Source organism: Bradyrhizobium sp. (genome assembly GCF_028868675.1).
GTDB lineage: Bacteria > Pseudomonadota > Alphaproteobacteria > Rhizobiales > Xanthobacteraceae > Bradyrhizobium.
Map to the genome: position 1 here is coordinate 1 of NZ_JAGWUA010000167.1, position 11165 is coordinate 11165.

General features: G+C 66.1%; 7 protein-coding genes and 1 pseudogene. 6 read left to right on the plus strand and 2 right to left on the minus strand.

Annotated features, from left to right (window positions below; all coding sequences use genetic code 11):
* From tyrS to KGM94_RS19125, 3 genes are all read left to right on the plus strand, one after another.
* On the plus strand, nucleotides 1–1162 hold a 1162-nt coding region (tyrS, locus tag KGM94_RS19115; RefSeq protein ID WP_300262876.1), incomplete at its 5' end, for a tyrosine--tRNA ligase.
* Between the two features lie 56 nt (nucleotides 1163–1218).
* Nucleotides 1219–2460: an MFS transporter gene (locus tag KGM94_RS19120; RefSeq protein ID WP_300262879.1), complete on the plus strand. Its 1242-nt coding sequence runs from the start codon at nucleotides 1219–1221 to the stop codon at nucleotides 2458–2460.
* A gap of 223 nt (nucleotides 2461–2683) precedes the next feature.
* On the plus strand, nucleotides 2684–3121 hold the full coding sequence (locus tag KGM94_RS19125; RefSeq protein WP_300262882.1) for a DoxX family protein: 438 nt from the start codon (nucleotides 2684–2686) through the stop codon (nucleotides 3119–3121).
* 187 nt (nucleotides 3122–3308) lie between these two features.
* Here the strand turns inward: KGM94_RS19125 and KGM94_RS19130 are convergent, their stop codons facing one another.
* The gene (locus KGM94_RS19130; protein WP_300262885.1) at nucleotides 3309–7076 is read right to left on the minus strand and encodes a DUF3971 domain-containing protein; all 3768 of its coding nucleotides are present in this window, start codon (nucleotides 7074–7076) and stop codon (nucleotides 3309–3311) included.
* 168 nt (nucleotides 7077–7244) lie between these two features.
* Here KGM94_RS19130 and KGM94_RS19135 point away from each other — a divergent pair, with 168 nt between their 5' ends.
* Together KGM94_RS19135 and KGM94_RS19140 are read left to right on the plus strand one after the other, a co-directional pair.
* Complete coding sequence (locus KGM94_RS19135) at nucleotides 7245–7961, plus strand: peroxiredoxin (RefSeq protein WP_300262894.1); 717 nt, start codon at nucleotides 7245–7247, stop codon at nucleotides 7959–7961.
* Nucleotides 7962–8083: 122 nt separating this feature from the next.
* Nucleotides 8084–9436 (plus strand): peptidoglycan DD-metalloendopeptidase family protein, encoded by a 1353-nt coding sequence (locus KGM94_RS19140; protein WP_300262888.1) that lies wholly within the window; start codon nucleotides 8084–8086, stop codon nucleotides 9434–9436.
* A gap of 21 nt (nucleotides 9437–9457) precedes the next feature.
* Here KGM94_RS19140 and KGM94_RS19145 read toward each other — a convergent pair whose 3' ends face one another.
* On the minus strand, nucleotides 9458–10690 hold the full coding sequence (locus KGM94_RS19145) for an ABC transporter substrate-binding protein (protein ID WP_300262891.1): 1233 nt from the start codon (nucleotides 10688–10690) through the stop codon (nucleotides 9458–9460).
* Nucleotides 10691–10904: 214 nt separating this feature from the next.
* Between KGM94_RS19145 and KGM94_RS19150 the strand changes: the two are divergent.
* Nucleotides 10905–11165 (plus strand): annotated as a pseudogene (locus tag KGM94_RS19150) (carbamoyltransferase); the annotation flags it as partial.

Below are 11165 nucleotides of genomic sequence, written 5' to 3' on the forward strand. Positions count from 1 at the left end.
GGCCAGGGGCGAGGCCACCACCTATGTCGGGTACGACTGCACCGCGCCCTCGCTGCACATCGGCAACTTCCTGACCATGATGATGCTGTACTGGCTGCAGCAGTCCGGCAACAAGCCGATCACCCTGATGGGCGGCGGCACCACCATGGTCGGCGATCCCTCGGGCAAGGACGAGATGCGCGCGATCCGCTCCATCGCGGAGATCGAGGCCAACAAGGCCTCCATCCGCGGAGTGTTCGCAAAAGTGCTGCGCTATGGCGACGGTGCGACCGATGCCGTCATGCTCGACAATGCCGCCTGGCTCACGAAGCTGAACTGGATCGAGATGCTGCGCGACGTCGGCAAGCATTTCTCGGTCAACCGCATGCTGACGATGGACTCCGTCCGGCTGCGCCTCGAGCGCGAACAGGAGATGAGCTTCATCGAGTTCAACTACATGATCTGCCAGGCCTACGATTACGTCGAGCTGTCGCGTCGCGTCGGCTGCCGGCTGCAGATGGGCGGCTCGGACCAGTGGGGCAACATCATCATGGGCGTCGATCTCGGCCGTCGCATGGGTACGCCGCAGCTCTTTGCGCTGACCACGCCGTTGCTCACGACCGCCTCCGGCGCCAAGATGGGCAAGACCGCGCAGGGCGCCGTATGGCTGAACGCCGACCAGTTCTCGCCCTATGATTTCTGGCAGTACTGGCGCAACACCGAGGACGCCGACGTCGCGCGGTTCCTGAAGCTGTTCACCACGCTGCCGATGAGCGAGATCGGGAAGCTCGAGGCGCTGGCCGGTTCCGAGATCAACGAGGCCAAGAAGGTACTCGCCACCGAGGCGACCGCACTGCTGCACGGCCGCGACGCCGCCAATGCGGCCGCCGACACCGCGCGGCGCACCTTCGAGGAGGGCGCGCTGGCCGAGAGCCTTCCCACGATCGAAATTCCGCGCGGCGAACTGGAGGCCGGCCTCGGCGTGCTCAACGCCTTCGTCAAGGCGGGCCTCGTCGCCTCCAACGGCGAAGCGCGGCGCCAGATCAAGGGCGGGGGCTTGCGGGTCAATGATGCCGCCGTCACCGACGAGAAGATGACGCTGACGCCGGCCCATTTTACGCCGGAAGGCGTGATCAAGCTGTCGCTCGGGAAGAAGAAGCACGTCCTGCTCAGGCCCGCATAGGCGTATGAGCTTTTGATGCTTGCCAGGGCGCGCCGAAACGCGCTCCCTGACGGGCAATGGACCAGAACACGCCAAGGCAGGACGTCAAGCCGCATGCGCCGGTGCGCACGGCGCTCGGCGTGCTCGCGCTCTGCTTCACGCTCGCCGTGCTCGGCCGCGGTCTCAGCGAGAGCTTTACGGTCTTCCTCAAGCCGATCGCGGAGAATTTCGGCTGGGACCGCGCGCAGATCGTGTCGATCTACTCGCTGACCTGGCTCGTCAGCGGCCTGACCGCGCCGCTGGTCGGGCGCCTGTTCGATCGCTCCGGACCGCGCACCGTCTACGCGCTCGGCCTCCTGCTGCTCGGCTCGGCCTTTCTGATCGCAAGCCGCGCGCAGCATCTCTGGCAGTTCCAGCTCGGCATCGGGCTTTGCGTCGGCCTCGGCGTCGCCTTCATCGGCAACGTGCCGAACTCGATCCTGCTCGGCCGCTGGTTCGGGCCGCGCCTGCCGACGGCGATGGCGGTGGTCTACTCGGCGATGGGCGGTGGCGTGCTCGCGCTGCTGCCGGCCTCGCAACTCCTGATCGACCATGTCGGCTGGCGCGACACCTATCAGATTTTCGGCATCGCCGCGCTCGGCCTCGTCGTTCCCTTGCTGATGCTGCCGTGGCGGCTGCTCGGCGCCGGTTCGCCACATGTGCTGAAGAAGAGCGATCCGGAGTTCGTCGACGAAGGCTGGACGCTTCCGAGCGCCATGCGCCATCACACCTTCTGGGCACTGTTCTCGACCTTCTTCTTCACCGCGGCCGGCATGTACGCGATCGCCGCCCAGATCGTCGCCTATCTGATCGATGCCGGGTTTCCGCCGCTGCAGGCCGCGACCGCCTGGGGCTTTTCCGGCGTCGTGCTGGTGTTCGGCATGCTCGGCGTGTCCGCGCTCGACGGCCTGATCGGCCGCAGGCCGTCGGTGCTGCTGAGCTACGCGATCTCGATCATCGGCATCGTCCTGCTCTGGCTCCTGCAGTATTCGCCGAACCTCGTCCTGCTCACCGGCTTCGTGGTCTGCTTCGGCAGCATGATGGGATCGCGCGGGCCGCTGATCACCGCGACCGCGATGAGGATCTTCCGCGGCAGGCGTGTCGGCACGATCTTCGGCACGATCTCGATCGGCAGTGGCCTGGGCTCGGCGTTCGGCTCCTGGTGCGGAGGCCTGATCCACGACCTGACCCAGAGCTACAATCCCCTGCTCGTCTTCGCGCTTGCGAACGTCGTGCTCGGCATGATTCCGTTCCTCGTGGTCCCGGCGCTGCGGCGCTAGGTGTACTCCAGGTAACCTGCAACCGCCGTCGCTACCAGGGAACCACGAATGAACCGGGGAAACTGCCGCCGCTCAAAAAAAGCGCTCTCGCACGATTGAATTCGCATCGCGCGGTGTTTTCATACACACATGACGAAAATGTCAGCGCGAACGGACAACGCGCGTCTTGTGGGGTGGAAGGGAATGCGATTCTAGTCGCAGGGACAAAGAAAAGGGCGCTCTCATGAATGATCTTGCTTCTCGTTTTCAACCGGCTCTCCTGAGCCTGTTTCGCTTCATCACCGGCCTGTTGCTGTTCCAGTATGGCGTGGCCAAGATGTTCAAGTTCCCGGCGCTGCCTTACTTCGCGGATATCCCGCCGCTGATCTGGACCGCCGGTGCGATCGAGCTCGTGCTTGGCGCCGCGCTGATGATCGGCCTGTTCACCCGGATCTCCGCCTTCGTCCTCGCCGGCGAAATGGCGATGGCCTACTTCATGGGCCACATGTTCAAGACCGGCGCGCCGGTGTTCTTGCCGCTGCTCAACGGCGGCACCGCCGCGATCCTGTTCTGCTTTAGCTGCCTCTACCTCGCAGCCGCCGGCGGCGGTCCGATCAGTGTGGATGCCCTGGTGCGCAAGGACGGCAGCGAGCCGAGCGGCGCCCTGGCGCGGCGCGGCTGACCGGGCTTGCGATGAAGCCGCCTCGGCGAAACGCGCCGACGCCGGCTTATCGATTGCCGAGGACGTTCCAGATGATGGCCAGTGCCGCGACCAGCAGCACGGCCATGATCATGCGGTGAATGATGCGGCTCATTGCGGGTTGCCTGGGGCGCGGCGGGGCCGTTGGCCCAAATGCCGCCGGCGCCGATCAGTTGTTGGTCGGCGGCAGCTCGATCGGCGCGTTCTGCTTGCCGGTGTTGAACTCGAAGATCTTGCGCAGCACGCCGGGCGCCATCGCCGAGATCGGGTTGACGCGCATCACCGGCGCGGCCGGCGTGCCGACGACCTCGTAGGTCACGCCGATCAGGCCTTCGTTGCTGCCGCCGCCGAGGAACAGGCCGATCACCGGCAGCTGGCCGAAAATGTTGTTCAGGCCATACATCGGCACGAAGGTGCCGCTCATGCGCACCTGGTTGCCGGGATAGTCGATCGCGCCTTCGATGGTGGCGCCGATGATCGGGCCCTTGACGACGCCGTCGCGGATCGTGAGCACGCCGTTCTGCCGGGTGAACTCGGCGCGCAGCGCCGTGAAGGAGATGCCGCCCTGCGTGCCGTTCGGCCCGCCGGCCGCGGCGCGCTCGAGCTGCGCCTCGCCCTTCACCGTGAAGTCGCGCACGTTGATCAGGCCTTCCCGCGCGGTCGGCTCGGCCGTCGGCGGCTCCATCGCCACCACCAGCTGGCCGCCGACCGCCTTGGAGTAGGTGTCGGTGAAGCGCAGGAAGGCGCCGGCATCGCTGGTCTGCAGATAGATCACCTCGCGGCCGCCCTGCCCGCGGCCGCCGCGCAGATCGGCGTTGACGGGCGTATCGCGGCCGATCTTGCCGCTCATCGTAAACGCCTTGATCGCGCCGCTGCGTCGCGACATCCTGGCGTCGACGCTGCGCAGCGCCTCGCCGTTGAAGCCGGCGACCGCGCCGAGCTTGACGTCGATGTCGAAGTCGACGTTCTTGAGCCTGCTCTTGCCGTCGTCCTTGGCCGAATTGCCTGAGATCGCCGACTTGAGAAAACCGCGGCCGTCGAACACGTCGCCGCGCATCGTTCCCTTCACCACCCCGTCCGCGCCCCGCTCCACGCGCAGCGAGGCCTTGTCGCCGTCGGAGGGCGAATAGGTCGGGAAATTCGCGTTCATGAGGTCGCCGTTCTGGTCGACCTCGAGGGAGCCGCGGATCGAGACGCCGCCGCCCTCGACGACGATGTCCTCGAGGCGCGTCGATTGCGCCGTCGGCACCACCTTGAAGCTCGCCTTGCCCGACTTGCCCGGCAGCTTCACCCAGCCGGGCAGGATGTTGTCCAGCCTGAGCGAGGTCAGGTCGACCTCGACGCCGAGGCGGGTCGTCGGCTCGCTGCCACTCGCGATCTTGCCGGAGAGTTTCACCGGCAGGCTGCCGGAGACGGCCGGGCTGAGGTCGAAACCGAGGCGGGCGCGGCTTGCATCGTCGAGCGTCGCCTGCAGCTTCACGTCGGCGTCGCCCTCGGCGGGCTTGCGATAGTCGAGCGACGCGGCCTGGCCGTTGATCTTGACGTCGCCCTTGACCTGGTAGCCGGCATTGTTGGCGACGATCTTGAGCGTGTTGGCCTCGAGCTTCTGGTTCATCACCAACTTGTCGGCGGCGAAGCCGTTGAGCTCGACGGTGGCGGTATAGGTCGTGTCCGCCTTGGTCAGTTCGCCCTTGACCGGCATGCCGAGGCTGACATTGGCCGAGAACGTGCCCTTGCTGGCGTTGGGATCGACGAGCGTTGCGGACAGATCGCTCAGGCGATCGCTGGCGAGGATCTCGGCGGCGGCCGGCACCGATCCCTCGGCGCGGAAGCGGCTCCGCGACGGCGACGGTTTCGGCGCCATGTCCGGCACCTCGAACACGAAATCCGAGATCGTGATCTTGCGGCCGCCGGGCGTGTCGGCGACGGCCTGACCGATGGTCACGGTCGCCGTCCGCCCGGTGACGCGCGCCTTCAGATCGGCGTCGTGCACCGACGGCATGCCGTCGACGGGATGCACCGCAACGCCGCTGGCGACCATGTTGACGGAAAGCCCGTCATCGGGAATCGGCGGCCCCTTGCGGGAGAGATTGCGCACCGGCGAATTGACGCCGATCTCGATGCGCTGGAGCGTGCCGCGCTCGATCCGCTCGATGACCCACTCGCGGAGCTCGGGGACGATGAGCGTCGGCCACATCCGCTTCAGGGCGGAGGCCGACATCGGCGTTCCCGCAAATCCCAGCGTCAGCCGCGGCTCGTTTGCATAGTCGACGCTGCCGGTGCCGGCGATGCCGATCTCGCCGTTGGAGAAATCGGCCTGCGTCAGCAGCACGCGCTTGCGATCGGTGTCGAAACGGAAGCCGACTGCAATACGGTTGAAGATCAGGGGCGGCTCGTTGTCGATGCCGCCGAGCAGGACCGTTCCGCCGCTGAAGCCGAGCTGCCAGTCGGTGATGCTGCCGTTGGGCGGCTCGAGATGGGCGAGCAGCGTGATCCGGTTGGCGCCCGAGATGATCTTGAACGGCGCGAGCAGCACCCGCCGTCCGGCATCCCACTCGACGTTGACCTCGGCCTGGTCGATCGCCATCGGATAGTCCGGCGTATCGGTGTCGATGACGTTGCCGGCGCTGGCCGTGATCCTGCCTCGGAAATAGGTCGGCAGGCCGTCGCGGCCGAGCTCGCCCTTGAGCTCGCCGGTCAGCGGCAGGTCGGCATTGTAAGTCAGGTCCTTCAGCCGCATCGCGAGCAGGATGTCGGAGGTCGAAACCTTGTCGGCACGGATGTCGACCGAGCGCACGCCGTTTTCGGCGGGTCCGATGGTGACGCGCAGGGACCACGGACGCCTTCCCTCCTCGCCGAGGCTCAACGCGACGCCGCCATGGCTCGGGCGACGCAGGCTGAGGCTGATGTTCTCGAACGTCCATTTGCTGCCGCGCTGCCGGTCGTCGACGATGAGGACGCCGTTCTTCAGGCCGATCTCATTGAGGTTCTGGCCGTCGAGGCCGGTCAAGCTGAGGCTGTCGAGCCAGTCGAGTCCGGCGAGAAGCCCGCTCTGCGCATTGGACGGCGGGGCGGCCGCAGGTGCATTCGGCGCGGGAGCGGCGGGCGCCGGCGCGGACGCGCCGGCGCGCGGAAACGTCGGCGGCAGGCCCGCATCCTTCTTCGACGCGACGCCGGTTGCGATCGGCTTGGCAGTCTCGCCGGCGGACACGGTGACGGTGCCGTCCGGCGCGATGCGGATCGCGAGCTCGGCATCGACGAGATTGAGGCTTTCGGCGCGCAGCCTGCCCGTCAGCAGCGCAGTGCCCGAGAGCTTCACCTCGGCCTTCGGCGCGCTGGCGACGATGGCCTGATCGCGGTCGCGAACGATGATGTCGCGGATGCGAACGGCGATGCGAATCCGCCCGGCCCGCTCGATCTGGGTGCCGCCGACCTCGACGGTATTGCCGTGGCCGATATTCTGCTCGATCGCCGCCGCGAGCCAGGGCGTCGCCATGTCGAGATTGATGGGACCGGCGCCGAGCCGCCACCACAGCGCGCCAAAGCATCCGACGAAGATCGCGATCAGCGCGCCGAGCACGACGGCAAGACGCTTCACCCAGCGCTCGCCCGCAAGCCAGCGGCGCGTCGACGCGAAACGATCGCCCAGCCGATGAAGACCCGAGTTGGAGCGGGACAATAGCCGGCGCGCGCGATGGCCCGCTGCCTCCTCCTGATCCGGATCCCAATCGGCCTCATCCCATTCGGGCGGCGGCTGCGCGCCATTGTGCCGATCGAAATCCCCTCCGAAACCCTGGGGCGACGTATTCCTTGCCATTGCCTCTCGATACAGGCGCCCATCGTGCGAAGGACCGCCACCATGGCTGCGACCGTCGACGGGAATCGAATGCCCCCGTCCCGGCACCGCCGCCACATCTCGGATATTGCTGTTCGTCATTTCGCCCCGGGAGCGCGTTCAACGAGCAGTGGGGTGGTGCGTGGAATTCCTTGTAACCATATTCTGGCGCCGTCAAAATTGCCCAGCCGCGGGCCCTTCCCCGGCGCACCGGACGAGAGCTGCAAGACCGCTTTGGTTGACCCGCCGAAAACGTCGAAAGGAAGGCGTATGTCCAAGAAATCGCGTAAGAAATCGCGTAAGAAATCGTCCAAATCGGCCTCCGGCAGCCCCATGATCCCCAACAAGGCCGCGCAAGCGCAGGCTCGAACCCGGGCAAAACCCGCCAAGGCGCAGGCCGCGCCAGCGCGCAAATCGCGCAAGGGCGCCGCCAAGCCAGCTTCGCACAAGGCCGCATCGAAATGGTTAACATCTTCCGAATCGGCTGCGCCAGCCAAGGTAACTTCCAAGGCAAAGACCAACGCAAGCCTGTCCGAGCGCCAGAAAGCGCCCGCCTTCCGCCTGCCCCGCGATGGCGGCGGCACGGCGACGCTGTCGGACTATGCCGGCAGGAAGCTGGTACTGTTCTTCTACCCCCGCGCCGACACGCCCGGCTGCACGAAGGAGGCGATCGATTTCACCCGCCTGTTGGGCGCCTTTGCCGACGCCGGCACCGCGGTCATCGGCATCTCCGCCGACCCGCCCAAGGCCCAGGAGAAGTTCCGCGACAAGCACGGGCTTGCCGTTCCCCTGATCTCCGATGAAACGCACGGGATGCTGCAGGCATATGGCGCCTGGGGCGAAAAATCCTTGTACGGCAGGAAGTTCCTCGGGATTCTTCGCAGCACTGTGCTCATCGGCGAAGACGGCCGGGTCGCGCGAATCTGGCGCAATGTACGGGTCGACGGTCACGCGGACGAGGTTCTGGCCGCGGCAAAGACCCTTTAAGGCTCCCTAAACCAGCGCAGCAGATTGAAGCGCTCCCGTTTCCGGAAAATTAACCATGAACGGCCCAGATTGCTGCGGCAAGTTGGCCGTACGGAACCTCTCCGACCGGCGCTGGAGTGCCGATGTCGAAAAGTTCCGCTCAGTACTCGCAGTACCCCCAGCATCACCCTCACGACCACGGCAGGCATTTCAACCGCCGTCCCGTCAGCGCCGCCACCGCGATCGCTGCGCCCGCGGCCAATGACGGCTACACCCTCGTCCATGCCGGCAAGCAGGTCCGCATCGGGCCCGTGGTGTTCTGGATCGTGGTCGGCACCATCGTGCTGCTCGGCCTGTGGTCGGCGGCGACCGCGACCTATTTCGCCTTCCGCGACGACGTGCTGACGCGGCTGATCGCCCGCCAGGCGGAGATGCAATACGCCTATGAGGACCGCATCGCCGAATTGCGCGCCAAGGTCGATCGCACCACCAGCCGCCAATTGCTCGACCAGGAGCAGTTCGACCAAAAGCTCGACCAGATCATGAAGCGCCAGACGGCGCTGGAATCGCGCGCCACCGCACTCGGCGCCATGCCCGACGTCACCGGATCGATCCGCCCGACGCCGCAGCGCAGTACCTCGGACGCAGCGCCGTCGACGCCAAAGCCATCCCCGATCAGCGACACCGTGATCTTCGTCGCGCCGCCCGACCGCGAGGCCCGGTTGGAGTCGCGCACGCCGGTCATGGCGAGCCCGGCGCCGAACCAGTTCGCCAAGGTGCAGGGTTTCGACAACGTCCTGATCCGGCTGCAGACCTCGCTCGACCAGGTCGAACGGCGCCAGATCGCGGCGCTAAGCGCCGTCGAGGACGGCATCGAATCGCGCGTGCGCCGGATGCGCGGCGTGGTCAGCGACCTCGGCCTCAACCTCGCCGACCTCGAAGCGGCGGTGCCGCGCAGCGCCATGGGCGGCCCGTTCGTCCCGGTCAAGCTGTCGGCCAATGCCGGCCCGTTCGAGAAGCAACTCTACCGCATCCATGTCACCCGCGCCGAGATGGACCGGCTGAACCGCACGCTGGCGCTGGTGCCCTATCGCAAGCCCGTCATCGGCGAGGTCGAGTTCACCTCGGGCTTCGGCGTGCGCAGCGATCCCTTCCTCGGCCGGCCCGCGATGCATACCGGCCTCGACTTCCGCGCCTCCACCGGCGATCCCGTCCGCGTGACCGCGAACGGCAAGGTGGTGAATGCGGGATGGTCGGGCGGCTACGGTCGCATGGTCGAGGTCGATCATGGCAACGGCCTTTCGACGCGCTACGGCCATCTCTCCGAGATCAACGTCAAGGTCGGCGAGATCGTCAGGATCGGCCAGGTGATCGGTGCGGTCGGCTCGACCGGCCGTTCCACCGGCCCGCATCTGCACTACGAGACCCGGATCGACGGCGACGCCGTCGACCCGCAGAAGTTTCTGCGCGCCGGCGTCCGCCTCAGCGCGGGCTAGGCCCGGCCCGCGCGAGCGCGTCTAGTGGCTCTGCTCGTGCCCGACCTCGCCCGTGATGACGTCGCCGAACAGCTCCCATGACTCCCCGGTGAAGCGCATCAGCTGCATCTGCTCGATCGGGAAGTAGTCGTCGGGCGAGGTATTGATGCTGATGCCCGGCAGCAGCATGTCACTGGTAAAATTCTTCAGGCTCGCGGCCTGCTTCATCACGTTCTCGCGCGTGAGATCGTCGCCGCACTGCTTGAGCACCTGCACCATCGCCTCCGATTCCACATAGGCGTAGGCGTTGTTGGAATTGCTCTTGTCGCCGTCGGGATAGTACTTGTCCATGAAGGCGCGCCACTTCTTGATGCCGGGATCGTCGTTCCAGCGCGGGTCGGTGGGATCCTTGACGTAGGCGGTCGAGATGATCCCCCTGGAATAGTCCAGTCCCGCGGGCTTCATCACCGCCGCGACCGAGGTGGCGGTGTTGGCGAGGAAGAATTTTGGCTTCCAGCCGAGTTCGCCCACCTTGCGAATGGCCTGCGCCGATCCTTTCGGCGCCGCCCAGGAGAAAAAGATGTCGGCGCCGGAATCATGCAGCGCGACGATCTGGGAATCGATCGAGGGGTCGCTGACCTCGTAGGACTTGTCGGCGATGATCATGCCGGCCTTGTCGCCGAGCCCGTCCTTCAGCCCCTTGAACTGGTCCTTGCCGGCATCGTCGTTCTGCCAGAACACCGCGATCTTGCTGTCCGGAAAATTGTCGAGGATGTATTTTGCGTAGATGCGCCCCTCGCTCTGGTAGTTGGGCTGAAAGCCCATCGTCCAGGGGAAATTTCGGGGGTCGCCGAACTTGGTGGCGCCGGACGCCACGAAGAGCTGCGGCACCCGCTTCGCGTTCATGTATTTCATGATCGCCGAGTTCGACGGAGTACCCAGCGACTGGAAGATCAGGAGCACCTCGTCGCTTTCGACGAGCTTGCGCGCCTGCTCGATCGCTTTCGGCGGGCTGTAGGCGTCGTCGTAGGAGATGAACTTGATCTTGCGTCCGTTGATGCCGCCTTGCGCGTTGATCATGTCGAAGAAGGCGGCCTCCGTCTTGCCGATCACGCCATAGGAGGAGGCCGGCCCGCTATAGGGCATGATGTTGCCGATCCTGATCTCGGTGTCGCTGGCGCCGGGGTCGTATTTCCTCTCGGCCAGGGCCGGTGCTGCAGCAAGCACTGCGGCAAGCATGACGAGGGCAGCAAGACTTCCGCGACGACCCGGCATCGTTCCCTCCCCCTGTGTGTCTTGTTTTGACGGAGTGTCGCAAGGAGCCTCGCTGCTGGCAAGCTCGGGCTTTTTCCGCGGCGCGAAACGGCATTGTTGTCCGCGTTCAATTGTGATTGATGCACGAAGAGAACGCGCAAGGGGCTGCCACGCTTTGGAACTGACACGACGAATTGGACCGCGACATCCACGGCTCGGCGCGGCCGGTTTTCGCTTGGCGACGTGGCTGGCCGCGAAAATCTTTGCCCGCGCGGGCTTCCACCGGATCGGATCGGCGTTCGGGCAGGAGCGCCTTGCGCTGGCGCGCCACAACCTCGCGCGCGGCGAGACGGTCTACCTCGCCGGTCTGGGGCCGCCCGGCACACACAATTCCGGCGTCGCGCTGGTCGAGGTGACACAGGCCCACGGCCCGCGGCTGATCCTCAACAACGAGGAAGAGCGCTTTTCCGGCAACAAGCACACCACCGAATATCCG

Coding starts and splice junctions, on each gene's coding strand:
- KGM94_RS19120 (WP_300262879.1), top strand. CDS start 1,219: ATGGACCAGAACACGCCAAGGCAGGACGTCAAGCCGCATGCGCCGGTG.
- KGM94_RS19125 (WP_300262882.1), top strand. CDS start 2,684: ATGAATGATCTTGCTTCTCGTTTTCAACCGGCTCTCCTGAGCCTGTTT.
- KGM94_RS19130 (WP_300262885.1), bottom strand. CDS start 7,076: ATGACGAACAGCAATATCCGAGATGTGGCGGCGGTGCCGGGACGGGGG.
- KGM94_RS19135 (WP_300262894.1), top strand. CDS start 7,245: ATGTCCAAGAAATCGCGTAAGAAATCGCGTAAGAAATCGTCCAAATCG.
- KGM94_RS19140 (WP_300262888.1), top strand. CDS start 8,084: ATGTCGAAAAGTTCCGCTCAGTACTCGCAGTACCCCCAGCATCACCCT.
- KGM94_RS19145 (WP_300262891.1), bottom strand. CDS start 10,690: ATGCCGGGTCGTCGCGGAAGTCTTGCTGCCCTCGTCATGCTTGCCGCA.